This window comes from Micromonospora sp. DSM 43699 (assembly GCF_055517075.1).
In genome coordinates, this window is sequence record NZ_JBTMMT010000015.1 from 44,662 (window position 1) to 71,400 (window position 26,739).

A 26,739-nucleotide genomic window follows, 5' to 3' on the forward strand; every position below is an offset into this window, starting at 1 on the left:
GTTGGCCCGTACCGTCCTGCCGACGGACGTGTCCTCACCTCACCCGTGAGCCTCCCCATCACCTCGTACCGGCCCAGTGCTCTGTCATCGACCGGCCAGCGCCGGGGGCAGACCGGCAGCCCCCGCCCCCGGGCTCAGGCTCCCTCGTCACCTCGTCAGGACGGCAAAGTCCTCGTGCGGGTGGTCTGGGTCGATCTCCGCGTACCACTGGGCGCCGGTCACCCGTATCCGCCTCGACTGCTTGCGGTTCCACTCCACCCGCATGCCGTGCCTGCGGAGCACCGGAAAGGCGACCTCGTCCAGGAACCGTTCCAGGTCGGCCTGGTAGCCGGCCTGCTGCTCGGCTTCGGACAGGGCGGCGTAGGCGTCCTCGTCGAAGTCCGCCGGTGGGTAGACGCCGTAGCCGAGGTAGACCTCGCCGTCCTCGCTCGCGACCAGCGACTCCGTGTCCTGCTGGTGATACCAGAGGTATCCCTGCCAGTGCCGGGAGTCGTCCCGCTCGTCGTGGATCTCCGCCGCCGCGCAGGTGCCGCAACAGCTGAAGTCCTCCCTCGCCACCACGCCGAGCGCGGTGAGCTCCGCGAAGGCGCTGGTCAGATTGCTGCGCACCTCGCCCCAGCCACGCTGCTGTTCCCGCCGAACGGCCACGGCGGTGGCGTACGCCGCGCTGAGCTCCTCGTCGGTCGCACCGTGGCGCTGCTCGTCATCGTCGAAGTAGTCCAAGAACTCGTCGGCGTCGTCCTCGCCGCGCACCACGAAAGCCCAGATCTCGTCCTCGATCTCCGCCCGGCCCGGCTCCGCGATCCGCTCGGGCAGGAACCTGACGCCCTCGGGACGATCGTTGTAGATCCACTCAGTCACAGCGACGATCTTCACACGGACCTGCGACAGTGCCGCACTGGCACCTGCGCTGTCGTGCCCTGCGGTACGAGCCCACCCACGCCTTCGACCGACGACCCACCCCAGCCGACGCCACCGCAGTCGAACCCGCCTCAGCCAGAATCAACGTGGCGCCTTCGCTGGGGGCGTTCCGAGCGGACCACCGGCTGACGAGTCAGTTGGGCGGAGGAGGACACTCCAGCACCGCGATCGAGTTTCCGGCGGACAGCCCCAGGTGCGGGTGCCCGGAGAAGATCCGGACCGCCTCGTCGTGCGAGGCCGCTCCCACGATCGTGTAGCCGGTCGTGGCGTCGACGAGGTCCTCGATCCCCTGTGCCGTGACCAGCTTCTTCGCGTTCACCGGAGCGCCAGGGTCGACGAGCGCCTTCTCGTTGGCCTGTGCCCATGACGCCCAGGCGTGGAGGAACTCAGTCTGCTGCTGCTACCCAAGTACAACCTGGCTCAGCGTGCATACACCAGTATCGAATTGTGGAGGTCTTTGTCTTCCTCGACCGGCGATCTCCTGGCGGTCGGCGAGTGTCGAGCGATGTTCTGCTGTGCATCGGGTGTCCGCCTTTGGCGGTTGTCGGCGAGGTTTCAAGTCGTGGAGTGTGCGGCGTGGCTTTCGCCGCTGTGCTGGCTGTCGGCTCTGGGTGCGGGGGCGGTGGGTGATGTTCGGCAGGGGTTCAGCCGTGGTGGGTGGCGGGTCGTCGTCGGCGTCGTGGGCCGTCGTCGGGTGTGGTGGGGATGCCGAGGCGGCGTTCGACGATGCGGCGGCGGATTGTGCCTGCCGACTGTTGTATCTCGTCGGCGAGGGTGGTGTTCCGGTAGCGGCTGTAGCGGTAGAGGACGGTCAGCAGGCTGCTGGCGAGGAGGGCGATCACCAGGGTGGCGGCGGCCATGAAGAGCCAGGCGCTCCGGCGTCGGTCCGACAGGTGGGGGGAGACGGCCACCGCTGTGGCGGTCAGGGTCGTCACCGCCCAGCCGAGTACGAGGGTGGTGGTCGTGCGGTGTTCCCGTAGCCATCGGCGGGGGTCACGGTCGCGGCGTTGGCGCAGGGCCGGTAGGACATGGTCCAGCAGGAGCGTCAGGGCCCGGTCGAGCGCGGCCGGGTCCGCCTGTTCGGCCTCGGTGTGCTGGTGGACGACCCGGCGGAGGGTGCTGCGGATCTTGACGGGGTCGTTGGCGGGGATCTCGTCCGGTGGCCACTGCTCGTCGAACCGGCGTTGCCGGACGCTGCGGATCGCGGCCCAGGTGACCATGCCGGCGGGGATCGGCATGCCGAGCAGCCAGCCCAGGTATCCGGGCCAGCCGGCCTCCTGGGTGGCGGTGTTGATGCCGTAGCCGCCCACCGCGGCGACGAGCACGGCGGCGACCGGCTGCTGGACGCTCCTGACGTATTCGTGCTCGCGCATCCCCTGGACCAGTGTGTTCACCCGTTCGAGCCGCTGCCGCAGCAGGTAGGTGACGAAGGTGCTGACGAGGACCGTGGCCATCACCGCCACCGACCACACGGCGGCGGCGAACAACACCGGCGGCTCGTCGGCGGACGGCGCGGCCGCCAGTGCAAACCAGGTCACGTACGCCGATGTTAGGCGATCGGACAAACCGGCAACGCCTGCTGCTGACGGTGATCCGCTTGTCGGTCGTGCCCTTACCGCCCGGCATCCGACAGAATCAGGCCTGCCTCCTAGGATGATCTAGGCGATGTGCGGTTCAGGTCATCCCGGGTCGGGCGGCGTCTTGGCTGTGCTGAGGGGGTGCGGTCCCCGCTGATGTCGGCGTGGCTCCCGCCGGGCCGCTCCGCCGCGCGGCCGGTGTCGCCGAAGGACGACTCCTCGGCCGCTGACCGCCGGGCGAACGCCCGCAGCAGGCCCCGCAGCTGGAACACGATGTGGCCGTCCTGCCGCTCGACGTCCAGGAGCCCGGCGTCCAGCAGTTCGGTGAGCGCGTCCTGTGCGTCCTGCTCGGCGACGCCCAGCAGGGGCGCGCACATCCAGTCCTGGAAGCGCAGGTCGTCCAGCCGGCTGACGCGCCGCAGCAGGCCCCGGGCCAGCGGGGTGAGACCCTGCCAGATCTCGTTGACCATCGCCACCAGGTCCAGACCGCCGTAGGACAGTTCGGTCAGCCGGCGGTGGTCGTCGTACAGGCGGACGATCAGGTCCCGTACCGGCCAGTGCGGTTGGCTCTTCAGCCGCCCGGCGGCCAGCCGTAGCGCCAGCGGCTCACCGGCGCACAGGTCGGCCAGCAGGGCGATGTCGGCCGCCTCGGTGTCGACCCGCTCCTGGCCGACCGCCTTGGTGAGCAGTTCGACCGACTCCCGGGCCTCCAGTGGGCCGATGGTCAGCGTGGTCGCGCCGCCGAGCGCGGCCAGCCGGGTCCGGCTGGTCACGATCACCGAGCATGTCGGGCCGCCGGGTAGCAGCGGCGCCGCCTGCTGCCCGCTGGCCGCGTCGTCGAGGACCACGAGAAGCTGGCGGTCGCTGAGCAGGTTGCGGTACATGTCCGTCCGTTCCTCCAGGGTGTCGGGTACGGCCCGGCCCGGCACGCCGAGCGCGCCGAGGAAACGGGCCAGCACCCCACCGGTGTCGGCCGGGCGGGCGGTGCCGCCGAGCCGGGCGAACAGCTGGCCGTCCGGATACTCCTTGTCGAGGGCGTGGGCGACGTGCACAGCCAGGGTGGTCTTGCCCAGCCAGGGCCGGCCGGCGAGGATCACGATGGGCACGGCACGGGACCCGGCGTCGCGCGGTCCGCGCAGCGCCGTGCGCACCCGTTCGATCAGGTCCCGCCGGCCGGTGAAGTCGCCGATGTCAGCCGGTAGCAGGCGGGGCACGGCGGCCCGCACCGGTATCGGACGGGACGCCTCCTCCGGCTCCAGCAGGTCGGCCAGTTCTCCGGCGAGAATCGCCCGCTCCAACCGGTGCAGCTCGGCCCCGGGCTCCAAGCCGAGCTGCTCCACGAACAGCTGCCGGCCGACCCGGTAGGTGTGCAGCGCCTCGGCCTGCCGTCCGCTGCGGTACAGCGCGATCATCAACCGTGCCCGCAGCCGCTCACGGAACGGGTTCGCCGCGACCAGTTCGGCCAGCCCGCTGGCCAGCTCGTGGTGCTGGCCGAGCCGCAGTCGCACGTCGACGTATTCCTCGATCACCGCCAGCCGCCGTTCGGCCAGCTGGGTGCCGATCGACTGGACGAGTTGGCTGCGTACGCCGACCAGCGGGACAGCACCCCGCCACAGCCGCAGGGCGTCACGGAGCGCGTCGACCGCGTCGTGCGGCCGGCCCTGGCCCAGTAGCCGCCGGCCGGTAGCGACCAGATCGTTGAACTCCAGCAGATCCAGTTCCCGGTCGGTGCACTGGATCGAGTAGCCCGGCGGGCGGGTCACGATAGCGTCGGGCCGGCCGCCGGCGGTCATGGCCCGCCGGATGGCCGAGACGCAGATCCGGACCTGCTCCTTCGCGGTCCGTGGTGGCGTGTTGTCCCAGACGGCGTCCACGAGGCGCTCGACGGTCACCACCCGGTTGGGTTCGAGTAACAGCATGGAGAGAACGGTCCGCTGCCGAGGCGGGAACGACAGGTGGCCGGTCGTGCCGACGACCTCCAGTGGACCGAGAACGCGGAACCGCACGAATATGCTCCCTCTTTGAGATGAGGTGGCTTCGGCGCGTCCATCGCAAAATTGGCGATACTGCGCTGAAGGATCCCCCGTGCCGGCGGCATCTCGGGCTTGAGCCGTCTCTGGGAATGGTCGCTCGCCGATAGGCTCATCCCATTCATTCCGGACAAGCAGCGGACGCCTGGACCGTACCCGCAGGTCGTACCTGCGTGTCCAGCAAATCTTGCGGACAGCAATGGACGCGGTGGGAATCCCGCGCGGCAGTCGCCACGCTGTTTGCGCAAATATTCGATGAACCACGGATGCGGTGACGCCGGTACTCCAGCCGCACTTTGCCCGCATTGAGGTTTCGGCAGCTCATCGGCGTGATCGACGCCGGGACGGCGTCAGCCCGGTAACTGTTGGCGCGATTCGCGCACCGGTCCGGGCGGGCAGAGCCGCGCCGGCGGGTGCTGACCTACCTGGTCGGGTTGTTGTCGCCCCTGGCGACACGGGACGGCTGGACCTTGGCCGAGGCCGCCGGCGATGCGGCGCCGGACCGGATGCAGTGGCTGCTCGACCGGTCAGGGCGCGGTCGCCGACCGTCAGATTGGTGACTTGCGGCGCGGCGCGGTCCGGATCACGACCGCTGTTCGCCCAGCACGCTGGCGACGACCTTCCACACGTCGGCGTCGCCCAACAGCCGCTCGCGGTCGACCCCGAACGACGTGCCGCGCACCGGATCCACCGGCAGCGTGTGATCCCGCGAGGACAGGAACATCGGAGTTCCGACCCGCAGATCCAGTCCGCCCTGGGCGGCCAGGAGCAGGTAGGCCATGTACGCGGCGAATCCGTCGGTGAGCTCCCGGCGGATGACCTCGCCCAGGGACAGTCGGTCGGCGATCCCTGACATGAGTTGGTCGTACCGGTCGATCAACGCCGTGGCGACCCGCGGCAGGTCGTCCCGGCCGGTGGCGAGCAACTCCTGCGACCACCGCCGGGCATCGTCCAGCTCGCCTTCGGCCAGGTAGGCCGCGGAGGCCTGGACCGACGACACGAACTGGTCGCGGAGCGCGTCGTCCTGGACGGCGGCCGCGTCGAACAGCAGGACCGTGGGCGGTGTCGCGCCGGCCGTCGCGCTGACCGCGTCCGCGACACGTGTCGCCAGGGCGGTTCCGGCGCAGAAGCCCAGCACGGCCCGCACCGGGCGACGGGTCCCGAGCGCCTCGCCCACCCACTGTGCGATGTGCGCGTCCAATCGCGAATCCGTGTGGAGGCCCGACCAGGCGAGATGGAGGAAGCACAACTCGACGGGTGCCCCGGCGGCCAGGTCGGAGAAGCCGGCTGCTGCCCGCCCGCCCGGGAAGTCCAGGCACAGGACCAGGTCACGCCCACGATCGCACAGTTCCCGCCACGTCGTCAGCTCCACCGTCCACCCCTTCACTCGATCGCCAGCGCCCAGGCAACCCAGGGACGATATCGATCGTGTATCGCCTGGCGATCGCCTGCGCCCGTTCCGGGAGTGCCAGGGCGTGCCACCGGAGGACGGCGGGACTCCCGTCGACCGGGAAACCGGGCGAAAGACCCGAGATCGGCAATCCGGGAGGGCGGGAAGGCGACGCATTCTCCGGTGCCGATATCTATCGGATAGCCCACCAATACCGGTGCGCAGAACAACAGACAGATGGCTGATGTGTCGCACAGAACGAACACGGCGGATCTCCCGCCTCACGAGGGCGTCGATGACCCGACCACACCCTGCAGGACGACCAAGGAGGGGGTGACCGCGCTGTTCACCGCGTTGCTCGGCCGCGAGCGGGTCGGTGTCGACGACAACTTCTTCGCCCTCGGCGGCCATTCGCTGCTCGCCGCGCGACTGGTAGCGTTGGTGCGCTCGGACTTCCAGGTGGAGATGACGCTCCTCGATCTGTTCGACGACCCGACCGTGGCCGGTGTCGCGGCCTTCGTCGACCGGGTCTCCGGTGATCCGTGCGAAGGCGAGACGCGATGACCATCCGCGCACTCATCTGCGACGAACTGCCGGTCGTCCGGGACGGCATGCGGACGCTACTGGACGCGGTGCCGGACATCGACGTGATCGGGACGACCGACAACGGCATGGAAGCGATCATGCTGGCGCGCACCGCACGGCCCGACGTCGTGGTCACCGACCTGAACCTGCGGATCATCTCCGGCCTCGAGATGATCCGCCGGCTCGGCAAGGAGGACCCGCCGCCCAACATCGTCGTGTTCACCGCGTCCGACGCCGACAAGACCGTCAGCGACGTCCTGCACGCGGGCACGAGCTGCCTGCTCGGCAAGGACGCGAGCCCGCAGGAACTGGTCGCCGCGATCCGGGCGGCGGCCGCGGGTCGGGCCATGCTCGCCCCGAACGTCGCGCAGCGCCTGGTCACGTGGTTCCGCGAGCAACCGGACACCACGGCCCCGCCGCAGTATCCGGAGGTGACCGACCTGACCCCGCGTGAGCGGGAGGTGACACAGATGGTGGCTCGGGGTATGTCGACCGAGGACGTGGCCCGTGAGCTGATCATCGGCGTGGCCACCGTGCGCACACATCTCTACCGGGTGCGCACCAAGCTCGGCGTCCGCGACCGCGCGCAGCTCGTGTCACTGGCCTACCGGTCCGGTCTCATTCAGTCGGATGGGCGAGGTACTGACCTGGAGAAGCGGGCGAGCTGACCTCGCTGTCGAGGGCGGTCAACCGCGACGCCGGTGGGACACCATCGCGCGCTCGTTGTGGGCGAGGAGCTCGACCGTCCGGTCCAGCCGGACGGAGGCGCCGGCCAGGCGCCGGCAGGCCAACGTCCGGGCGTCCGGATGGCCGAGTCGCTCCGCGGCGCGCAACGCGACCTGCCAGATGTCCACCCGGTCGCCCCGGTGGCCGCCGTGGGTCAGGTACGCGTCCAGGCTCCAGGCCAGGTGCCAGGCGTGGGCGGCGAACCCGGCGCCGATCGCGTGGTGCAGCACGGTCTGGAGCACGGGGCGTCGCTCGTCGAACCAGGCCGTCGCCGGCGACCGGTCGGTGTACCGCAGCTCGGGGGTGACGCCGGCGGCCGGCGGGGCGAGCGGCACCGGGTCCGGGTCGTCGCCGGTATCCAGCAGGGTCGCGGCGGCCCGCGCGCTGTGCACGTAATGGTCGAGCAGCCGGACCGTCGCGGCGCGCCGGGCGTTCTCGAGATCGGTGTGCGTGGCGAGGTCGCCGGCGTAGGCGCCGACCAGGCCGTGCAGCGCGTACCAGCCCGGCCCCCGCTCGGTGACCAGGGCCGCCTCGCTGAGTTCGGACAGTCGCAGGGTCGTCTCGGCCAGCGGGAGGGCGGCCAGACTGGCGGCCGCGGCCGTGCTGACGTTCCGTCCCGGGTGCAGGCTCAGCAGCCGGAACAGCCGGGCGGACGGCGGGCTGAGCGTCCGGTACGACCAGGAGAACGCCGCCTCGAGATCGGTGGCCGGATCGCCGGCGGGCGCGTTCGGTTCGCGGCCGCCATTGAACAGGCGGACAGCCAGCGTGTCCAGGGCCACGCCGGGGTGGTTCAGCGCCCGGGCGGCGACGAGGACCAGCGCCAGCGGCAGCCCTCCACACCGCTCGACGACGTCGCGGACCGCGCGCGGCTCGGCGGCCACCCGGTGCGGCCCCAGGCGGCGCGCCAGCAGCTCGCCGGCCGCCTCGCCGGCCAGGACGTCGAGCCGCACCGACCGGGCGCCGTCGGCGGCGATCAGGCCGGCCATCCGACTCCGACTGGTCACCAGGACCAGGCAGCCCGAACTCGCCGGCAGGAGGGGCCGCACCTGCTCGACCGCGTGGGCGTTGTCCAGCACCACCAGCATCCGGCGGTCGTAGAGCAGGGAACGGTAGAGTGCGATGCGCGCCGCGGCGGTCGCGGGAAGCTGTCCGGCCGACACGCCGAGGGCGGTCAGGAAGTCCCGCACGACCGCGTCGGGGGACATCGGCGGCCCGTCCGGATCACACCCGCGGAGGTTGACGTACAGCTGCCCGTCGGGGAAGCGACCGGCGACCTGGTGGGCCCAGTGCACGGCCAGTGCGGTCTTCCCCACCCCGGCCATGCCGCCGACGACCGCGACCACCGCGCAGCCGGCCGGTACGTCCTGCGCGATCACCGCGTCCAACGCGGCCAGCTCGGACGTTCGGCCGCTGAGGTGGGACACGGCGGGCGGCAGCTGGTGCGGTACGACCGGCGGGCACGGCTCGGGCGGAGCCGGTTGGTAGATCCGCAGTGTCTCGGAGGGCTGGATCTTCCGGCAGCTGAACGCGTGTTCGACAGCGCTGTAACGGGGCCGCCAGAACTCCTCCACGCCGGTGGTCAACGACAGCTGGGCCAACTGCCCGCGATCGGCGCTGTATTTTCGGACGGCTTCCACGAGCCCCTTGACCACGTCCCAGTCGGGCAGCCGGCGAACCTGTCCGGACAGGATCGCTCCCAGCTGACTCTTGCTGATGCCCACCCGGGCGGCCAGGTCACGCAGGCTGGGGCCGCCCGCTTGGAGTCGGAGTTGCCGTAGGTCCAGGCACAGGTGCTCTAGCGACTGAAGCGACAGGTCCATGGCATCGCGGCCTCCTATGTCCGATGCTGTAGAACGCTCGGAGCGACTGACCCACGCGATCGCCTGCGTGTGCAAACGTCGATGTCCGGCGCCTGTCCGGACATCGAATCACACGTGCGTGCCCAACGTGAATGCTTGTCCGGCTGAAGTGTTCCCACACACGGCGGACGGTTTCGACCTACGGGCGAGGACCCGACCCGCACCGGCGATTGTGCGGGCGCCGGCCGGAGGACGTTCCGCAGGCGGCCGCCGTCCGGGCCGGTTCTCCCACCAGCGAAGGGGCCGCGTGCCCCGCCTACGCGGAAGCTGACCCCGAGGACGTTTCGGGGTCAGCTCCGTACGCCGTCGTCAGGTCTGCCGGGTGGCGGCCTCGGCGTCGGCGAGCTCGCCCGGGCCGGATCCGTTCTGGTCGGGCTCGGGCGACGACCCGGTCGCCGAGTGGCCGGCCTGCTCGGCCTCGCGGAGTCCTCGCGTCGTCACCCGCGAGGCGAACACGAGCGCGGCGAGCGTCAACCCGATGCTGGCGCCGATGAACGTGGCCGACGTTCCCCGCCAGTGGGCCAGCGCCCCGCCCAGCAACGCACCCAGCGGTACGACGCCGAGCACGATCAGGCGGTAGGCGGCGGTGACCCGGCCCAGCAGCTCGTCGGGTACCGAGGCCTGCCGCAACGTACTGACCACGATCTGGTTCATCGCGGTCGCCACCGAGCTGCAGAACAGGAAGATTTCGACGAGGACGACACTGCTGCTGAGGCCGAACGCGGCGTAGGTGGCTGCGGGCACCAGGGCCGCCAGCCAGGTCACCGGTCCACCGCCGATCGTCCGGACCAGCTTCGGCGCGATCAGTGAGCCGGCGATGGAGCCCACCGCCGGTACCGCGATGAAGACGCCCCACCAGGCCGGTGTGACGCCGAGCGGCCCGGTCGCCACGAGCACGATCAGACTGCCGGTGGCCGCTCCGAAACCGTTGATCGAGGCGGAGATGAATGCCACCCGACGCAGCAGCTTGTGGTTCCAGAAGTAGGACCAGCCGGCCCGGATGCTGCGCACGATGGAGCCGGGGGTGGGCCGGGAGCTGCTGACGTTGCTCGCCGTCGGCAGCAGCCGGGGCAGCGTGATCAGGGCCAGCGCGGCGATCGCGAACAGCCCGGCGCCGGTGGTGAACACCAACCATGCCGACACCGCGAACAGCAGGGCGCCCACCGGCGGACCGACGAACGTGTTGATGGCCGACTGGACGGCGAACAGGCGCCCGTTCGCCCGCTCGAGGTCCTTGCGTTCGACCAGGCGCGGCGGAACCGTCAACGCCGCGTTGTCGACCATCGTCTCGGCCGCGCCGGAGAGGAACACCGCCAGGTAGAGGATGACGATGCTGTGCAGGTGGGCGAGCAGCGCCAGGACGAGCAGACCGAACGCGACCGCCCGGAACACGTTGCCGACGACCATGATGAGGCGTCGATCGATGCGGTCGGCGAGCTCACCGGACGGCAGGGTGAACAGCAGCCACGGCAGGAAGTTCGCCACGGTCATCCCGCTGATCAGCAGCGGGTCCCGGGTGATCGCCACCGCGAGCAGCGGCATGGCCGCCGACACCAGGCCGTCAGCCGTGTTCGACAAGCCTTGCGACAACCACAGGCGGTTGAAATTACGCCCCAGGCCCATGTGCACTCCTCAACAGGTTATCGAAGGTCTTTACGAATCAGCGCCCGGTGTTTCAGCCTGGGCTCGACGACGGTGAATCCGCAGGCCTCGAACGTGGTGACCCGGCCACGGAAGCTGCGCGGGTCGATCCGGGTCGCCGGGTCCCGGTCATCCTCGGGATAGGCCTCGATCAGGTCGGCCTTCTCGTCCCGGGCCCACTCCACGGCCCGGTTGATCAGTATCTGGAGCAGTCCCCGGTGCCGCTGCTCACGCGCCAGGTAGACGCAGACGATGGACCAGATGCGCTCCGGGTCGTCCCCCGGGAGCAGCTTGGCCGCGCGGGAGGTGCGCAGTCGCGCGAAGCCCAGCCGGGGACCGACCCCGATCCAGCCCACCGGTACCTCGTCGATCGAACCGAGGACTCCGACCCGCTCGCCGGCGGTGATCAGCTCGGCGAGGCGGTCCCGCCGCGCCGCGGAACGGCATGCGGAGTAGTCCTTGCGCTCCAGTCGGAAGTACTGGCAGAAGCAGTGTTCGACGAGCCCCTTCGGGCCGAAGAACCGGTCCACCCTGGACCGGTCGCCCGGGCCGACCACGGTTGCCACGAGGTCACTCACGCGTCCTTCTCTCCGCGGCGTTGGTGCCGCCTATCTCCAGCTGACCGAGAGCGGCAGGCTCACGACGCCGTTCAGGAAGTTCGACACGAGATGCCTGGGCTCACCAGCAAGGGAAACGGATCGCACGCTCTCGCGCCAGAGATCGAAGAATGTTTTCATGCCGGCGATGGCCACATGCTGGCCGATGCACCGGTGAACACCGAAGCCGAACGCGGTGTGCTGGTTCGGGGACCGGTCGGGGACGAACCGGAACGGCTCCGGGAACACCTCTTCGTCGCGGTTCGCCGAGCCGAGCCACGCGGTGACCAACGACCCCGCCGGGACCTCGGTTCCGGCGAGCGTCACGTCGCCGGTGGTACGCCGCAGCACGTGGTTGATCGGGCTGGCCCACCGCAGTGCCTCGTCGACGAACTTCTGTTCCGTGCGTTCCTGGCAGGTGAACCAGGACCACAGGTCGTCGTCACCGGCCAGCAGGATCAGCATCTGATTGATCGTCTGGGGTATGGTCGGGTTCGCCCCCATCAGGAACGCGTAAGCGTTGAGCAGGGCGACGTCCCGGCCCGGGTCCTCCACCACGCCGGCGGTCCGCGGACACCGGCCGATCACCGAGTCACCCGCCGGAGCGTCTTCCAGGACGTCCCCGAGCACGGTCATGATCGTCGTGTGGGCCTCGAAGAGGTTGAGACGACGTTGGTACGCCGATTCGCCGGCGTCCGTTCCGCCCATCGCGCGTACGGTCGCCCGGCCGGTGACCGGCCACTCACTCGTGGGAATGCCCATCAGCGCGCCGGTGACCGTCATCGGCAGGGTGACCATGTCCGCACAGAAGTCGAACGATTCACGGCCCCGGATGGTGTCGAACAACTCTCGCATGCGCTCGTCGATCCCCTGCGCGAGCCGCTGCGTCGCCGGCACCGTCATCAGCGGGGTGAAGATGCGCTTGAGTTCGGAGTGGACCGGGGGGTCGGTGAGGTGGATCGCCGCCCCGGCCGCGACGTCCCCGTCGCCGCGCACGCTGAGCATCGTGCTGTACGCCGAGGAGAACGCCGTGTGGTTGCTCAGCACCTCCCGGACGTCGGCGTGCCGCACAGCCGCGAAGAACTCCTGCCCGTCGGGGGTGACCTGGCGGTGGAGTCCGCCGCGCGCGCGCATCTCCCGCCACGCCGCGTGCATGCCCTGGTCCGAATACCGCGACTCGTCGTAGAGTTCCGCCGCTCCGGGAGTGTCGAGATCGACTCGCATCAGCACCTCTCCTTGCCTGACAGGGGGTCGAGCAGCCCGATGTTCTCCGCGCAGCGCATGTAGAAGCACGACGCGACCGACCACTCCGTGATGCCTCGGGCGCCCATGACCTGCATCGCGGCGCGTAGGAGGCGGACCATCGCGTCCTGCTGGACCAGCTCGAACCGCCGGAGCGCGCTCTCGTCCAGTTGCGCCGCCGTGTTCGCGATCTCGTACAGGCGCGTGCCCACCGCGTGCATCTCGGCGTACGACCGCACGAGCGGGAACATCAACGCGTCGAGGTCGACGAGGCGCCGGCCGAACTGCTCGCGGCCGGACGCGTGCTCCCAGGCCGTGCGGAACAGCCCGACGCCGAGGCCCAGCACGTACGCCGCGTGGCGTACCCGGTCCTGGCGGGAACCGGTCGGACCGGGCCGGTAGGCGTTCTCGTAACCGAGGTACCCGAGGCTCAGGCTGATCGCGCACCCGGCGGTGAGGCCGAGCCCGAGACCGCCCTCGTCCTCGGGGCGTTCCATCCGGTCGAATCCCAGCTCGGCCAGGGTGTCCGCCAGCGCCGTGCGGCGGGTCGGCGAGTAGGCGAACAAGGGCTGCGCCCGGACGCCGGCGCCGACCGGTTCGAGGACCTCCACCAGGGTGTCGACCAGCTCCGGCCCGAAGCGTCGGGGGATCTCGCGACAGCGGCGGGAGTACTCCTCGCCGAGGTCCACCTTGATGGTGGACAGCATGATCTCCGACGAGCCGGCCGAGAGGGTGAGCCCGGGCGACTCGGTGAGTCCGGAGTACAGCTCCTCGCGGACGAGGTCGTCTAGGTCGGTCCGGTCTGTGAGCGTCCGCCAACGACGGAGTACCTCGTGCCCGACCTGCTGGCAGGTCTCGCTCGTGTACAGCTTGGCCACGGCGGTGTCGGTCGCCGCGACATCGGGGCGCAGGAACACCTCGGTCGCCGCGCGCGCCACCGTGGTGGCGCACTCGACCTGTCCCTCGAGCAGTTGGAGGTCGTCGGGTCGGCCGGTCGCCGCACGGAGCGCGGTCAGCCACCGGGCCGCCCGGACGACGTGGTCGATGCCGGTGCGTTCGATGGCCAGGGCACCGTCGAGCAGCCCCCACCCGCGGCCGTCCGCACCGATCCGCCGCCAGCTGTCGACCTCGACGTCGCGGAACGTCACCCGGCACATGCGCTCGGGCTGGATCGTGTCGACGAGCTCGACGGTCACGCCGGGTGCGGCCAGGTCGACGACGAAGAGGGTGATGCCGTCGTACTTGTTGCCGTCCGCCCCGGTGCGCGCGGCCACCAACGCGGAACCCGAGATGTCGCTGTAGATGCTGTACACCTTGACGCCGTTGATGACGTACCGGTCGCCGCGGCGCTCGGCCCGCGTCCGGAGCGCGGCGAGGTCGCTGCCCGCGCCCGGCTCGCTGTAGAGCACGGTGGCGAACTCCTCGCCCCGGCTGATCCGCGGGAGCAGCTCGCGTTTCAGCCGGTCGGAGCCGGATTTCAGCACGAAGTAGCCGACGATCTGCACGGTGAGCGCGTACACGAGGTCGGGCAGACCGGTCGCGATGAACCGCTCGAACAGCTCGACGGCCACCCGCGTCGACGTGCCCGAGCCGCCCAGCTCGCGCGGCCAGTCCGGGGTGAGCAGACCACGTCGGCCGAGTTCCCGGTACGCCTCGGCGATGGCTCGCCCGTCCATCCGCCGGGACCGGATCACGAGGTCGCGCCACCGGGGCGTGTCGATCAGCTCGGTCAGCGACGCGAACAGATCGGGCGCGACGTTCCCGTGGTCCGTGCCCGTGTCCGCGACGGTGCCCGTAGTCGCAAGACCGTATCGGATGGTCTTTTCGATGGCGGCCAGGTTCTCGGGATCGTTGAGCAGGTCGTAGTGTCCACCGGCCAGGTCCTGGAAGTCGACGTCGCCCGAGGTCGTCTCCCGCCAGTCCGACTTGGAGGACTCCGTGGCGCGGATCGAGACGATGTCGAGATCGCCGGGTGTGGGCCACCAGGTGCCGATGAGACGGGAGTTGTGCGCGAAGATCTCGAAGCGCTCCGAGAACGTCTCCATGTCCATGCCCAGGGCCTCGGCGGCTGCGGTCGGCGAGTCGGACCGCCACTCGCCGGCCTGACCGCCCGACCTCAGCGCGTCGCCGACGAACTCCCGCAGCCGCCTGCTCGGCGTGGGCTCCTCGTATTCTCTGAACCGCCACGTCGAGTCGAGCAGGACCACCTTCGGGCGGATGCCCTGTCGTGCCAGCAGGCAGGCGATCTCCCAGGCGAGAGCGCCACCGAAGGACCAGCCGCACACCACGTCGACGTCGGGACACCGGTCGCCGAAGCCCGCGACGTACCGCCGCGCGAGTTCCTGTATCGACGGGGCCGGCTCCCCGTCGACGAGGACCTCCAGCGACGCCTCCAGTCCGACGCACCGGTAGTCGCGCAGTCTCCGCACCAGCGGCTGGAGCGCGAGGAGGCTGCCGCCGACCGGATGTGCGAACAGGAGGACCCGCTCGGCGTGTTCGAGTTGACTCATCTCGACGAGGCCGGGTACGCCGGTCACCGTCGACCTCGTACCGAGGTAGGTGCTGAGGCGCTTGCTGTGATTCATGCCGGCCTACTCGCTTGCCAGGAGTCGGGCCACGTCTTCTTCGCTCATCTGCTCGATGGCCTGCTCGAGCTCCGCGGGCGACAGGCTGGCCAGCCGGGCCCGCTCGACCTCCAGAGCCATGCTCTGCACGCTCGAGTCGTTGAAGAACACGACCAGGGAGATCGTCGTGGAGAACAGTTTCTTGATCTTCGACATCAGCTGGACGGCCTGGAGGCTCGTCCCGCCCAGGTCGAAGAAGCTGGCCGTCTTGGAGAAGTCGACGCGGCCCAGGATCGGCCCGAACGCCTCGGTGAGCATCGTGCGTTCGATGTCGTTGAGCTGCTCCACGGGCGTGGACTCGGCGGCGGCGTCGACGCCGACGGCGGGCAGCGCCCGCTCGTCGATCTTCCCGCTCGCGTTGATCGGCAGCTCGTCCATGATCACGAAGCTGCTGGGCCGCATCGTGGACACGAGGCGCTTGCGGCAGTGTTCCCGCAGCACCGCCTCGGAGACGGTGCCGCCCGCCCCGGTCGCGCAGTACGCCACGACCCGCTTCTGATCCCCGTCCGGCCGGACCTGTACGTACACGTTCTTGATCCCGTCGGCGGCGCGGAGCACGCTCTCGATCTCGCCGATCTCGATCCGTACACCATTGATCTTGACCTGTCGGTCGAGCCGCCCGACGTACACGAGTTCGCCGCTGCCGTTGAGCCGAGCCAGATCGCCGGACAGGTAGACCCGGGCCGTCGGATCGGGACCGATCGGGTCCGGGATGAACTTCTTCCGGTTGTCCTCGTCCCGGCGCCAGTAGCCCGACGTCAGTCCGACTCCGCCGAGCGCAAGCTGTCCGATGACCCCCTGGGGCACCGGCCGGTGGTGGTCGTCCAGCACGTACGCCGTGTGGTTGTCCATCGGCCCGCCCATGGGCAGGGCACCCGGCGACAGCGGCTCCCGCAACTCCTTGACGATGCTGGTGACGGTGCACTCGGTCACGCCGTATCCGTTGAAGATCCGGCGGCCCTTGCCCCACGCCCGGACGAGCTCGTGGGAGAACGCCTCGCCGCCGACGAACACGATGCGCAGGTCCTGCAGCGGTGCCGGATCGAGCAGCTTCATCACCGACGGGGGCAGGTCGGTCACGGTGATCCGGCGCTCCTGCAGGAACTGCTGGACATCCGGCATGCTCAGCCGCTGACCGGACGGTACGAGGTGGAGCGACGCGCCGCTGAGCAACGCACCGAACATCTCGAAGATCGAGACGTCGAACCCGCAGGACGCGTAACCGAGGACCCGGTCGTCGGGGGAGAGCTCGAACAGCGTCCGCACGTTGCGGATGAAGCCGAGGATGTTGTCGTGGCTGATGAGCACGCCCTTGGGCGTTCCCGTGCTGCCCGAGGTGTACATCAGGTAGGCGGTCGCGTCCTCGCCGCGGGCCACCTCCGGTCGCCCGGCGGGGGGCTCGGCGTCGGCCGGCAACCGCCGTTCCAGTGCCGGTGAGATCCCGGCCGTGGTCGCGTCGCAGATCACCTGCAACAGGTCGGCGTCGTTGATGATCGCCTCGATCCGGCCGCGTGGGTTCATCGCGTCGATCGGGACGTAGACCGCGCCCAGTGACATGAGGGCCAGCACGGCCGCCGGGAAGTCGGGCGACGGTTCGAGCGCGACGCCCACCCGGCTGCCGGCGCCGACCCCGGCCGCGCTCAGGTGGGCGCGCAGTTGGTCGACCCGGCGCAGCAGCTGTCCGTAGGTCAGCTGCGCGGTGGGGGTGCTGACCGCCACGCGGTGCTCGTGCTCGTCGACGACGTCGCGGAAGTGCGCGAACACGCTGCCGGTGGGCGCCGGCGTCCGGGTGCCGACGCCGAGGTGGCCCTGTAGCGCCCGGGCCTCCTCGTCGGAGTCCCAGAGCCGCTGCATGCTGACGTCCGGCGCGGCCAGCGCCCGGCGGAGGAACCCGACGAACGCCCGCTGCATGGCCTGGATCGTCGCCAGGTCGAAGATGTCGGTGTTGTAGACGGTGTTGACGTCCAGGTCCTCGTCGGCCTGGTTGAGCGTCCACTGCTGGAAGAACTTCGCGCGCGTCGTCTCGGGCAGGATGCCGGTCAGCGAGACGCCGTCGAGGAGCTGGAGCTGGTCGGTCCACTCGTTGATCGTCAGCGTGTACTGCAGCAGCGTCGACCGGGAGGAGTCCCGCTGGACGTTCGTGTGCGCGACGATCTCCTCGAGCGGAAGGTAGCCGTGCGCCTGGGCGCCGCGCAGCCGCTGCTGGACCCGCGCCAGGCACTCCTGGAACGTCTCGTCCGGTGCGACCGGGCAACGCAGCGGCATCATGTTGATGAAGAAGCCGATGGTCCGTTCGGTCTCGATCTCGCCGCGGTTCGCGTTGGGCATCCCGAAGATGACGTCCTCGGATCCTGAGTACCGGTGGTACACGCAGGCCATCGCCGTCGCGTACACCGTCGCCGGCGTGGTGGACAGGGCCAGGGCGAGGCGCTTGACGTCGGCCGCGACCCCCTTCCAGCTGCTCGTCTCCGAGCTGCCGGCGTAGGTCGCGTCGGGTGGCAGCGGACGGTCGCCGGGAATGTCCATGACCTCGACGTCGCGCAGGGTCTCCGTCCAGTAGTCGACGCTGGCCTGCCAGGCCCCGGCCTGCAGGCGCTTGCGCTGCCACGCGCTGAAGTCGGCGAACTGGACGGCCGGTGGTTCGATCTCCGGCGCGACACCGACCCGACGGGCGTTGTACTCCCGCACGAGTTCGTCGAAGAAGACCGCCGACGACACACCGTCGAAGATGATGTGGTGGAAGACCACGCTGAGGAAGTGAAGGTCATCACGCACGGTGATCAGATCGAACTTCCACAGTGGAAACGTCGTCAACGTGAAGCGGGTCTCGGCGCGTTCGACGAGGATCCGGTTCGCTTCGGTCTCGGAGTCCGCGTACGACCGCTCGACGGCGACCTCGGGATTCTCGACGATTCCCTGGAAGTACTGGTCGTTCTCGACGAGGACGTACGTCCGCAGCGCCTCGTGGCGCACGACGATGCCGGCGAGCGCCGCGGAGAGGGCGTCGGCGTTCAGTTCGCCGTCGAGCCGGAACGCGAACGCGACGTTGTAGGTCGTTTCGCCGGGTTGCAGCTGGTCGACGAACCACAACGTGTTCTGCGAGTAGGACAGCGGCACGTTGTCGCGATCCTGTCGGGGCTGCGGCCCGCCGGTGACCCTCGCCCGCGCGTTGGCCAACATCGTGGCGAGCGACTGCTTCTTGTCGCCGGCGACACTGTCCGGCGCTGATCTCACGTCTGAAGTCACGCGAAGCTCCCGTTCAAGTTGGTCGCATCGATCGTCGGAGAGTCTTCTCGGGAACCGGTGTGCTGATCGCCGTCCGACCGGACGGGCAGGTGCGCCAGTTCCGAGATGGCAATGGACAGCACGTCGATGCCACGCAGGTAGTCCGACAACACGATGTGCTCGGTGTCGGCGTGGTCGAGCCGGCTGTCGCCGGGGCCGTAGGTGGCCATCGGGACGTCCCAGACCTCGGCGAGGGTGTTCATGTCCGAGGTGGCGGTCTTCACCAGGAACCGCGGCTGGCCGTGCAGCCGCCGGATACTGGACACCAGCGCGCGCGCCACCGGCGTGGACCGGCTCGCACGGCAGGCCGCGACCGAGTTCAGCACCTCGATGTCACCGGCCGGCAGGCGGTCACGCAGGTCGCGGACCAACGCTTCGGCGTCGTGGCCCGGTGGGGTGCGGATGCTGACGTCGACGGTCGCCGTGGTCAGGTCCGCGTTGAGCTGGCAGAGCGTCGCGCCCGGCCGATCGAACACGCCGAGGCTGGCGTCCGGCCCGAGCAGGTCGACCAGCGCGGTCCAGCAGGCGACAGCCAGGTCGGAGGCCTTCGGTGCCGGGTTGCTCGGGTGTGTGGACGGAAGCCTGACCGTGTAGCGCAGGTCGAGTTTGCCCTTGTATCCGAGCACCACGCTCGACCAGCCGCTCGGTTCGCCGACGATCAGTGCGTCCGGCTGTTCGTGGGTGACCCGGATCGCCATCGCCCCGCGTGAGCACGGGGTCTCCTCCTCCACGGCGCCGACCACGACGAGCCGGCCGGGGAAGTCGACCGCGCTGGCCGCGGCGCAGATCATCGCCGCGAGGGGCCCCTTCGCGTCGACCGCGCCCCGGCCGTAGAGCTTGCCGTCCTCGGAGTGGACCGGGATCTCGCCGGGGATGGTGTCGAGGTGTCCCAGCAGCATCAGTGTCGGTCCCTCGCCGCGTTCGATCACGCCGATGACGTTGCCGACCGCGTCGATGTGGGACCGGAAGCCCAGGACCGCCATGGCGTCGGCCAGGAAGTCGGCAAGCGCGCGTTCCTGGTAGGAGGGGGAGGGGACCTCCAGCATCCCGCGCAGCAGGCCCACGGCGTACGTCTCGGTGACCGCGCCGGACGAGGTGAATGCGAAGTTCATCGAGATCCTCGCTCCAGTAGATGTTCCACGATGCGGTCCGCGACGTCGACGCGGTCGCCGAGTGCGGACTGGAAGCCGGAGAACTCGACCCGGTGGTTGACCTCCAAGACCAGCAGCCGGCCGTCGCTGTCCTCGATCAGGTCGACGCCGGCGATGTCGGCGCCGACCGCGGCGGCGGCGTCGGTCGACAGCTTGATGATCTCGGGTGTGGGTTCGCACGGCCGGGTCCGTCCGCCGAGCGCAACATTGGTCCGCCACATCTCGCCGACCCGGTAGACGGCGCCCAGCAGTTCACCGCCGACCATGATCGCCCGGATGTCCCGGCCGGGTTTGTCGACCAGTTCCTGTACGTACCCGAGGTGCGACTGGGGGCCGGGCAGCGCGGCGACGTACTCCAGTACGCCTTCGGCGGCGGCGCGGTCGGGTAGCCGGACCACGAGCCGGCCCCACGACCCGACCAGCGGTTTGATCAGCGCTGGATAGCCGATGGCGTCCAGCGCGTCGAGTGCGGCCTCGGGGGTGAGGCCGAGCGCGGTGCGGGGCACCGGCAGCCCGGCCGCCTGCAACGCCATGGTGGTACGCCACTTGTCCCCGCAGAGCGCGGTCGCGTCGGCGCTGTTGACCACGTCGATGTCGGCCGAGGTGAGGCAGCGGGCCGCGTACTCGGCCCGAACCTGGCCGATCTCCCGGTTCAGCACGAGTTGCCAGGGCAGGTCGCGCTGCCCGGCCGCGAACCAACGCCGCCGTGTGTCGACCTGGTCGAAGGCGACACCACGCCGATCGAGCGCCTCGAACAGTCGCTTCTCGTCCGCGCCGACCCGGCTGGCCAACACGGCGATCCGGCCGTCGTCGGGATGCTCTGGTATCGATGGCACCATGACCTCCGTAATGGGACGGCACAATTCGGCTGCTCCGTGACGCTACGGGCGACTCGATCTCGAACGCGTCCGCGCGAGGTTCATCCGGGACGACGCGTTACATTGACATTCGTGCCCGCGGGGTGCGGGTTTCGCTTACCTGATCCGCGCCCGGCCTGTACGACAATGGACCACGTTCAATGCGTCATAACGGAAGGAATCACATGGAAAGCACCCCGGAACGGATGTCGGTGCTCGCGCTGTGGAGCGCCCCGCGCAGTCGCTCCACCGCCTTCGCCCGGATGATGGCGGAGCGGAACGACCATCTCGTGGTGCACGAACCGTTCTCCCAGGTGGTCGACTTCGGTGAGGCGAAGGTGGGTGACCGGGTCGCGCGCACCGAACAGGAGGTGCTCGACGCCCTGCGCGCGGTCGCCGCCGAGCGGCCGGTGTTCTTCAAGGACACCATGGACTTTCGCTACCCGGCGCTGCTCGCCGATGTGGCCTTCCTGAAGGCCGCCACCCACACGTTCATCATTCGCCACCCGACCGAGGCCATCGCCTCGCACTTCGCCCTGAACCCGAAGCTCGGGCGCGACGAGATCGGCTTCGCCTGGCTGTGTGAGGTCTTCGAGGCGGTGCGGTCGGCCACCGGTACGACGCCGACCGTGATCGACTCGGACGACCTGCTGGACCGGCCGGAGGACACCGTGCGGGCGTACTGCGCGGCGGTCGGCATCCCGTTCGTGCCGGAGGCGTTGAGCTGGCGGCCGGGCATGCGGCCGGAGTGGCAGGCGACCGGCCGGTGGCACCAGTCGACCAGCCGGACCACGGGTTTCGGGCGGAAGGACGGCGCCGGTGCCGGGGTGGTCGACGGGAATCCGGTGCTGCGGGACTACCGCGATTACCACCTGCCGTACTACGAGCGGTTGCGCGTGGCGGCGCTCCGGCCCTGACCGCCGGCGGTGCGGCCGGTGACGTGGTCGCGGGTGTGAGGGTCGTGCCCCACGCGGCCCGGCGCGACGGTGTGGAGTGCTCGGTGGAGGCGTCGGTCGCCACCGCGGTGGAGCCGGTAGCGGGTGGTGTCGCCTGACGAGGCCGGCAACGGTGACGCGCCGCCCGGGGCGGCGCACGCGGCATCGGAGCGGACGCGGCCGGGGCGGGGCCAGGCCAGCAGAACCGCGAGGAGGTCCACAGCCTCGCGTCGGTACCGCGACGCAGTGGCCACCGACACCTCGCCACCCCCGAGGTGGGGGAGGCTGCCGCCGTTGCGCAGGCGGGTCAGGGGCCATGCGCCTGTTGCTGCGGGTGCGGCCCGCGCGCCGGCGCCACCGGTCGCGCGCCACCGGTCGCGGATCAGCTCGGTCAGGCGGGTCCGGTTACGCGTGGACAGCGGGAGGATCGACACGCGACCCCCTACCTGCCCGATCGGCCGCCCTTGACCACGACGAAAAGGGTCCGATAGTCAGCTTGATTACCCGGAGAGTGCATCGAAAGGTCAATCGGGACATTCGCGGTAATCATTATGGAGACGAAATGAGGGATTCGGCCGCCTAGATTGGTGTCACCGAAGGGTGTTCCAGTGAGGGAGAGACATGCTCGTCTCCAGTGCCGTTTCCCGCCGGTGCGATCCGGTCGACATATCCGAGCACCGCAACAACGTCGCCATCTCGTCGGCGACGGCGACCAAGGCCGGCCACTTCAACGTGTGGGGCAACTCGTTCGCCGCCGAGCACCTGCCGGCCGGCGAAAGCCTCGTCCACGTGGCGGGCGTGCCCTTCCACTTCCCGCCGGTGTGTGCCGGCCCTGACAACGTCCGCTGCGAAGGACAGTTCATCGCCGTGGCGCAGGGCCGTTACGACTGGGTGCACGTTCTGGCGGCGGCCGAGCGGCGCTGCGAGGACACCGTGGAGCTGAACTTCACTGCCGGCCCGGTCGACGCCGAGTGGCTGCGGGTCTCCGACTTCTGGGCGGCACCGGCCTGGTTCGGCGAGCTCCTGGCGTTCCAGAGCCCGGTCATGCACTACCCGCACCACGTGCAGCAGGGCGTGCCGGCCGTCATGTGGGCCCAACGGGTGCCGGTCACCCGGCGTGCCGACCTCGTCGGCATCCGCCTGCCGCGTAACGCCGCGATGCACCTCTTCGCGGTCACCGTCCAACACGCGGAGGGCGATCATGACCAGTGACGTGACGGCCCGGACCTATCTGATCGCCGAGCCTGAGCTGTGGTGCCGCGACCTGATCAGCTGCCTGCAGGCCACGTTCGGCACGCTGGTGGCCCGGTGGGGTGCCGACCCGTTGGCCGTGCTCGGGGCGGGTTGGCGGTTCCTGCACCTGCCGGGCGACGTCCGGTTCGACGAGTTCTACTACCCCTGCCCGGACGGCGACCTGGGCGCGGCCCTGGCCCCGCACCACGAGCTGCGGGCCCGCTGGTGGCAGCCGGCCGACGAGGACGACGTCTGGCGGGAGGTGCGCGAGTCGCTGGCCCGCGACCAGCCGGTCATCGCCGCGGTGGACAACTTCTACCTGCCGTTCCGGCCCGCCTACGGCGACGTGCACGCCGCTCACCTCGTGGTGATCTACGGCTTGGACGAGGACCGCGGGCTCGTGTACGTCTCGGACGCGATGCCGCCGGCCTACCGCGGGCCGGTCCCGCTCGGGGAGTTCCTGAACAGCTGGGGTTCGGCCAACCCGGCCGACGTGCAGGACGCGTTCTTCAGCGACTCGCGGATCGGCAGGCGCTGTCTCGACGTCCGGCTCGACGCCCCACCCGCGCCGCTGACCCCCGAGCTGCTCCACGGGTACCTGCGCGTCGACGTCGACGACTTCACCACCGCCACCGCGGCCCGTAACGGTCTCGCCGGGTTCGACGCGTTCGCCGGAGAACTCGTCGACCGGTGCCGGGCGGGGGACGCCGCCGCGCTGCGCGAGCTGTACCCGTTCGGTTGGGGCATGCAGGCGCAGGCGTCGCTGCACGGGGAACTGCTGCGCCGCTGCGGCCGGGAGTGGGGCGACCCGGCCCTCGCCGGGGCCGGACGGGCCGTCGAGGCGGTCGCCCACGCCTGGACCGGGCTGCGCATCACCGGCGCGCACGGGATCGCCGATGCCCGGGCGGTCTCCGCCGACATCGCTCACCACGCCACCGTCCTGCGTGGCAAGTACGCGTACGCCGTCGACGCCGTCACCGCGGCGATCTGACCACCCGGAGAGGCAGCGATGAGCAAGCTGGCAGCGTTCGGCGGCACGGCCGCCGTACCGAAGGACCGGCGCGGCGTGGACTGGCCGCTGATCGAGGACGAGGACCGCAAGGCCGTCCTCGACGCGCTCGACGGCGGCCGGCTGGTGTCCAACACCGAAGGCGTCAACCCGGTCGCCACCCTCGAGGCGAACTGGGCGCAGCGGTTCGGCTTCGACCACTGCGTCGCGGTGTCCACCGGTACGGCGGCGCTGTCCCTGGCGCTGGCCGCGCTGGGGATCGGACCGGGCGACGAGGTGATCGTGCCCGCGCTCAGCTTCATCGCCACCGGGCTCGCCCCGGTACACCAGATGGCCGTTCCCGTGTTCGCCGACGTCGACCCGGTCACGTTCAACCTCGACCCGGACGATGTCGAGCGTCGGATCACGCCGAGGACCGCGGCGATCATCCCGGTGCACCTGCACGGCGCGCCGGCCGACATGGACCGGCTCCTCGACATCGCACGCCGGCACGGCCTCGCGGTGATCGAGGACGCGGCCCAGGCCCCCGGTGCGACCTACCGGGGTCGGCCGGTCGGCGGGATCGGTGACGCGGGAGCGTTCAGCCTGCAGGTCACGAAGAACATCCCGACCTGCGGCGAGGGCGGCCTGCTGGTGACCGGCCGTGCCGAGCTGGCCGAGGCGGTCCGCCGGGCCCGGCAGTTCGGCGAGGTGATCGAGAGTGGCCGCGACCGCGACTACGTGTCCCACGGCCTGGGCTGGAACCACAAGATGAACGCGATCCAGGCCGCGTTCACCACCGCGCAGCTCGCCCGGTTCGACGGGTACGAACGCCAGCGGCAACGCAACGTCGCCGAATTCCTCGCGCGGCTCACGGCGCTGCCCGGCCTGCGCGTACCGACCGCGCTCCCGGACACCACACATGTCTGGCACATCCTGCGGTTCCGGTTCGAGCGGGCCGGGTTCGGTCTCTCCGACGACGTACGGCCGGTGGCGCTGCGCTCGGCGCTGCGGCGGCTGCTGCGCGCCGAAGGTGTGCCTATGTCGCAGTACCAGCTGATGCCGCTGCCCGACCAGAAGGTGTTCGTCGACCGCGTCGGGTTCGGCGCCGGCTATCCGTGGACCGTGACCGGCGGATCGGCCCCGGGCGCGGACTACCCGGTGGCCCGGGCCATCATCGCCGACTCCCTCGCCCTGCAGAAGCGTCACCTCAATCCGGGATCGGGCGAGCTGCTCGGCCACTACGCGGACGCGTTCGAGAAGGTCTGGGCGAACCGGGACGCGGTGGCGACGCTCGCGGCGGCGGCGTCATGACCACGGCCCAGGACACGCTGGAGGCGGTCGCCGCCCGCATCCGCACCCACGTCGTCGACATGTGCGCGGGGCCGGAAGGCGGCCACCTCGGCGGCGCCTTCTCCTGCGTCGAGGTGCTCAGCGCGCTGTACTTCTCGGTGCTCAACGTGGACCCGCGGCGGCCGAACCACCCGGACCGCGACCGCTTCCTGCTCAGCAAGGGCCACGCCGCGCTGGCCCTCTACGCGACGCTCGCCGAACGGGGTTACTTTCCGGTCGGGGAGCTCGCCGGATACGGACGGCCAGGTAGCCGGTTGATGGGTCATCCGGTGCGGGCGGTGCCCGGGGTCGAGCTGCCGACCGGGTCGCTCGGCCACGGTCTCGCGCTGGCCTGCGGGTTCGCGCTGGCCAACCGGTACGCCGGCCGTGACTCACGCAGCTTCGTGCTGCTCGGCGACGGCGAACTCCAGGAGGGTTCGGTGTGGGAGGCGGCCATCGCGGCCGCGTCGCTGCGGCTGGACCGACTGGTCGCCGTCGTGGACCGCAACGGGCTGCAGCTGACCGGCCCGGCCGAGCGGATCGCGCCGATGGAACCGCTGGCCGAACGCTGGCGCAGCTTCGGCTGGGCGGTCCGCGACGTGGACGGCCACGACGCGAACGCGCTGGCCGACCACCTCGCCACCGCACCGTGGGAGCCGGGCCGGCCGAGTGTGCTGATCGCCCGCACGGTCAAGGGGCACGGGCTCTCGTTCCTCGCCGGGCGGCCCGACAGCCACTACGTGACGCTGTCGCCGCGCAACCACGCCCGGGCGCTCGCCGCGCTGGCCGTCCCGGACGCCGCCCGATGAGCCGCGCGGTCCGGGAGGCGTACCGGGACTGCCTGCTCTCCCTGCTGGAGCGGCATCCGGAGGCGATCTGCCTGGACACCGACACCGGTCTGTTCCGCCCGGAGCACGTCTCGGCGGCCGGGGACCAGTACCTCAACCTCGGCATCGCCGAGCACAACCTGATGGGGATCGCCGCCGGGATGGCCGCGTGCGGGCGCATGCCGTTCGTGAACACGATGGCCGCGTTCGCCGCCTCACGCGCCCTGGAGGCCATCAAGATCGACATCGCGTACAACCGGCTGCCGGTCCGCATCATGGCCACCCACGGCGGTCTCGCCGCCGGCCACCTCGGCCCGACCCACCAGGCCCTGGAGGACCTCGCCGTGCTGCGGGTGCTACCCGGGATGACCGTGGTGGTGCCGGCCGACGCGGCGGCCGTGGAGGCGTTCGTCGCGCAGAGCCTGAGCTTGCCGGGACCGCTCTATGTCCGGCTCGACCGTAAACCGTCGCCGCCGCTGCCGCCGGCCCCTGCGCCGGTCATCGGTCGCGCCCAGACGCTGCGAACGGGCGGGGACGCCGTCCTCGCGTGCTGCGGCCCCTACCCGACGCTCGCCTGCCTCGCTGCGGCGGACATCCTCGCCGGGCACGGCATCGAGACCACCGTGCTGAACCTGCACACGGTGCGGCCCCTCGACACCGGGACGCTGATCGAGGCGGCGCGACCGGCCGCGCTCGTGGTCACGGTCGAGGAGCACTGGCGCAGCGGCGGCCTCGGCGGCGCGGTGACCGAAGCCCTGGCCGAGGCCGCGCCGACGAAGGTCCTGCGGCTGGGGATGCCGGACCAGTTCGTCGACACGGTCGGCAACCAGGAACACCTCCTCACGCACTACGACATCACCGCGGAACGGATCGTGACCATGGTCCGCACCGCACTCGACGCGACGGCTCGCCTCGGGACCCACCAGTGAAAGGACGTCAC

General features: G+C 70.5%; 22 protein-coding genes and 1 pseudogene. 9 read left to right on the top strand and 14 right to left on the bottom strand.

What is annotated here, in order from left to right; all coding sequences use genetic code 11:
- Positions 1-147 precede the first annotated feature (147 nt).
- From AC0AIB_RS10725 to AC0AIB_RS10740, 4 genes are all read right to left on the bottom strand, one after another.
- Positions 148-861, bottom strand: a complete 714-nt coding sequence (locus AC0AIB_RS10725; RefSeq protein WP_328345290.1) for a DUF6891 domain-containing protein — start codon at positions 859-861, stop codon at positions 148-150.
- Between the two features lie 193 nt (positions 862-1,054).
- The gene (locus tag AC0AIB_RS10730; RefSeq protein ID WP_328345292.1) at positions 1,055-1,240 is read right to left on the bottom strand and encodes a hypothetical protein; all 186 of its coding nucleotides are present in this window, start codon (positions 1,238-1,240) and stop codon (positions 1,055-1,057) included.
- A gap of 325 nt (positions 1,241-1,565) precedes the next feature.
- The gene (locus tag AC0AIB_RS10735; protein ID WP_328345294.1) at positions 1,566-2,459 is read right to left on the bottom strand and encodes a hypothetical protein; all 894 of its coding nucleotides are present in this window, start codon (positions 2,457-2,459) and stop codon (positions 1,566-1,568) included.
- Between the two features lie 110 nt (positions 2,460-2,569).
- On the bottom strand, positions 2,570-4,834 hold the full coding sequence (locus AC0AIB_RS10740; RefSeq protein WP_328345296.1) for an AfsR/SARP family transcriptional regulator: 2,265 nt from the start codon (positions 4,832-4,834) through the stop codon (positions 2,570-2,572).
- A 56-nt stretch (positions 4,835-4,890) separates the two neighbouring features.
- Between AC0AIB_RS10740 and AC0AIB_RS10745 the strand changes: the two are divergent.
- Positions 4,891-5,055: pseudogene (locus AC0AIB_RS10745) on the top strand (IS701 family transposase); the annotation flags it as partial.
- Between the two features lie 56 nt (positions 5,056-5,111).
- Here the strand turns inward: AC0AIB_RS10745 and AC0AIB_RS10750 are convergent.
- Positions 5,112-5,900 carry a hypothetical protein gene (locus AC0AIB_RS10750; RefSeq protein WP_328345298.1) on the bottom strand — a complete coding sequence of 263 codons (789 nt, stop codon included), beginning with the start codon at positions 5,898-5,900 and terminating at the stop codon, positions 5,112-5,114.
- A 351-nt stretch (positions 5,901-6,251) separates the two neighbouring features.
- Here AC0AIB_RS10750 and AC0AIB_RS10755 point away from each other — a divergent pair, with 351 nt between their 5' ends.
- Together AC0AIB_RS10755 and AC0AIB_RS10760 are read left to right on the top strand one after the other, a co-directional pair.
- Positions 6,252-6,482, top strand: a complete 231-nt coding sequence (locus AC0AIB_RS10755; protein WP_328345299.1) for a phosphopantetheine-binding protein — start codon at positions 6,252-6,254, stop codon at positions 6,480-6,482.
- Entirely contained in the window at positions 6,479-7,171 is a 693-nt protein-coding gene (locus AC0AIB_RS10760; protein WP_328345300.1) for a response regulator transcription factor, read from the top strand. The genes AC0AIB_RS10755 and AC0AIB_RS10760 overlap by 4 nt, the downstream gene beginning before the upstream one ends.
- Before the next feature lie 18 nt (positions 7,172-7,189).
- Here the strand turns inward: AC0AIB_RS10760 and AC0AIB_RS10765 are convergent, their stop codons facing one another.
- The 8 genes from AC0AIB_RS10765 to AC0AIB_RS10800 all read right to left on the bottom strand — a co-directional run bounded on the left by AC0AIB_RS10765 (position 7,190) and on the right by AC0AIB_RS10800 (position 20,463).
- Positions 7,190-9,049: an NB-ARC domain-containing protein gene (locus AC0AIB_RS10765; protein WP_328345301.1), complete on the bottom strand. Its 1,860-nt coding sequence runs from the start codon at positions 9,047-9,049 to the stop codon at positions 7,190-7,192.
- Positions 9,050-9,397: 348 nt separating this feature from the next.
- Positions 9,398-10,711, bottom strand: a complete 1,314-nt coding sequence (locus tag AC0AIB_RS10770; protein WP_328348746.1) for an MFS transporter — start codon at positions 10,709-10,711, stop codon at positions 9,398-9,400.
- A gap of 17 nt (positions 10,712-10,728) precedes the next feature.
- Positions 10,729-11,307, bottom strand: coding sequence for a GNAT family N-acetyltransferase (locus AC0AIB_RS10775; RefSeq protein ID WP_328345303.1), 579 nt, complete (start codon positions 11,305-11,307; stop codon positions 10,729-10,731).
- Positions 11,308-11,337: 30 nt separating this feature from the next.
- Positions 11,338-12,549, bottom strand: a complete 1,212-nt coding sequence (locus tag AC0AIB_RS10780) for a cytochrome P450 (protein ID WP_465096514.1) — start codon at positions 12,547-12,549, stop codon at positions 11,338-11,340.
- The gene (locus tag AC0AIB_RS10785; RefSeq protein WP_465096515.1) at positions 12,549-15,152 is read right to left on the bottom strand and encodes an acyl-CoA dehydrogenase family protein; all 2,604 of its coding nucleotides are present in this window, start codon (positions 15,150-15,152) and stop codon (positions 12,549-12,551) included. The genes AC0AIB_RS10780 and AC0AIB_RS10785 overlap by 1 nt, the downstream gene beginning before the upstream one ends.
- Before the next feature lie 6 nt (positions 15,153-15,158).
- Positions 15,159-18,437 carry a non-ribosomal peptide synthetase gene (locus AC0AIB_RS10790; RefSeq protein ID WP_363675120.1) on the bottom strand — a complete coding sequence of 1,093 codons (3,279 nt, stop codon included), beginning with the start codon at positions 18,435-18,437 and terminating at the stop codon, positions 15,159-15,161.
- Positions 18,434-19,588: a M20/M25/M40 family metallo-hydrolase gene (locus AC0AIB_RS10795; RefSeq protein ID WP_363675118.1), complete on the bottom strand. Its 1,155-nt coding sequence runs from the start codon at positions 19,586-19,588 to the stop codon at positions 18,434-18,436. The genes AC0AIB_RS10790 and AC0AIB_RS10795 overlap by 4 nt, the downstream gene beginning before the upstream one ends.
- Positions 19,585-20,463 (bottom strand): RimK family alpha-L-glutamate ligase, encoded by an 879-nt coding sequence (locus AC0AIB_RS10800; protein ID WP_465096516.1) that lies wholly within the window; start codon positions 20,461-20,463, stop codon positions 19,585-19,587. The genes AC0AIB_RS10795 and AC0AIB_RS10800 overlap by 4 nt, the downstream gene beginning before the upstream one ends.
- A 206-nt stretch (positions 20,464-20,669) precedes the next feature.
- On the opposite strand from AC0AIB_RS10800, the gene AC0AIB_RS10805 reads away from it, so the two are divergent.
- The gene (locus AC0AIB_RS10805; protein ID WP_465096517.1) at positions 20,670-21,401 is read left to right on the top strand and encodes a sulfotransferase-like domain-containing protein; all 732 of its coding nucleotides are present in this window, start codon (positions 20,670-20,672) and stop codon (positions 21,399-21,401) included.
- On the opposite strand, the gene AC0AIB_RS10810 is transcribed toward AC0AIB_RS10805, so the two are convergent.
- Complete coding sequence (locus tag AC0AIB_RS10810) at positions 21,365-21,853, bottom strand: transposase (protein ID WP_465096518.1); 489 nt, start codon at positions 21,851-21,853, stop codon at positions 21,365-21,367. The two genes, AC0AIB_RS10805 and AC0AIB_RS10810, sit on opposite strands and share 37 nt — an antisense overlap.
- Positions 21,854-22,040: 187 nt before the next feature.
- Between AC0AIB_RS10810 and AC0AIB_RS10815 the strand changes: the two genes are divergently transcribed.
- From AC0AIB_RS10815 to AC0AIB_RS10835, 5 genes are read left to right on the top strand one after another with little or no spacing between them, the layout of a single operon-like run.
- Positions 22,041-22,631: a hypothetical protein gene (locus AC0AIB_RS10815; RefSeq protein WP_328345318.1), complete on the top strand. Its 591-nt coding sequence runs from the start codon at positions 22,041-22,043 to the stop codon at positions 22,629-22,631.
- Positions 22,621-23,643, top strand: coding sequence for a BtrH N-terminal domain-containing protein (locus tag AC0AIB_RS10820; RefSeq protein WP_328345320.1), 1,023 nt, complete (start codon positions 22,621-22,623; stop codon positions 23,641-23,643). Before AC0AIB_RS10815 ends, AC0AIB_RS10820 begins: the two co-directional genes overlap by 11 nt.
- An 18-nt stretch (positions 23,644-23,661) precedes the next feature.
- Positions 23,662-24,954 carry a DegT/DnrJ/EryC1/StrS family aminotransferase gene (locus AC0AIB_RS10825; protein ID WP_328345322.1) on the top strand — a complete coding sequence of 431 codons (1,293 nt, stop codon included), beginning with the start codon at positions 23,662-23,664 and terminating at the stop codon, positions 24,952-24,954.
- Complete coding sequence (locus AC0AIB_RS10830) at positions 24,951-25,781, top strand: transketolase (protein ID WP_328345323.1); 831 nt, start codon at positions 24,951-24,953, stop codon at positions 25,779-25,781. Before AC0AIB_RS10825 ends, AC0AIB_RS10830 begins: the two co-directional genes overlap by 4 nt.
- Positions 25,778-26,728, top strand: coding sequence for a transketolase family protein (locus AC0AIB_RS10835; protein ID WP_328345325.1), 951 nt, complete (start codon positions 25,778-25,780; stop codon positions 26,726-26,728). The genes AC0AIB_RS10830 and AC0AIB_RS10835 overlap by 4 nt, the downstream gene beginning before the upstream one ends.
- Positions 26,729-26,739 lie beyond the last annotated feature (11 nt).

Coding starts and splice junctions, on each gene's coding strand:
- AC0AIB_RS10740 (WP_328345296.1), bottom strand. CDS start 4,834: ATGCGGGCAAAGTGCGGCTGGAGTACCGGCGTCACCGCATCCGTGGTT.
- AC0AIB_RS10760 (WP_328345300.1), top strand. CDS start 6,479: ATGACCATCCGCGCACTCATCTGCGACGAACTGCCGGTCGTCCGGGAC.
- AC0AIB_RS10765 (WP_328345301.1), bottom strand. CDS start 9,049: ATGGACCTGTCGCTTCAGTCGCTAGAGCACCTGTGCCTGGACCTACGG.
- AC0AIB_RS10770 (WP_328348746.1), bottom strand. CDS start 10,711: ATGGGCCTGGGGCGTAATTTCAACCGCCTGTGGTTGTCGCAAGGCTTG.
- AC0AIB_RS10780 (WP_465096514.1), bottom strand. CDS start 12,549: ATGCGAGTCGATCTCGACACTCCCGGAGCGGCGGAACTCTACGACGAG.
- AC0AIB_RS10785 (WP_465096515.1), bottom strand. CDS start 15,152: ATGAATCACAGCAAGCGCCTCAGCACCTACCTCGGTACGAGGTCGACG.
- AC0AIB_RS10795 (WP_363675118.1), bottom strand. CDS start 19,588: ATGAACTTCGCATTCACCTCGTCCGGCGCGGTCACCGAGACGTACGCC.
- AC0AIB_RS10805 (WP_465096517.1), top strand. CDS start 20,670: ATGGAAAGCACCCCGGAACGGATGTCGGTGCTCGCGCTGTGGAGCGCC.
- AC0AIB_RS10815 (WP_328345318.1), top strand. CDS start 22,041: ATGCTCGTCTCCAGTGCCGTTTCCCGCCGGTGCGATCCGGTCGACATA.
- AC0AIB_RS10820 (WP_328345320.1), top strand. CDS start 22,621: ATGACCAGTGACGTGACGGCCCGGACCTATCTGATCGCCGAGCCTGAG.
- AC0AIB_RS10825 (WP_328345322.1), top strand. CDS start 23,662: ATGAGCAAGCTGGCAGCGTTCGGCGGCACGGCCGCCGTACCGAAGGAC.
- AC0AIB_RS10830 (WP_328345323.1), top strand. CDS start 24,951: ATGACCACGGCCCAGGACACGCTGGAGGCGGTCGCCGCCCGCATCCGC.
- AC0AIB_RS10835 (WP_328345325.1), top strand. CDS start 25,778: ATGAGCCGCGCGGTCCGGGAGGCGTACCGGGACTGCCTGCTCTCCCTG.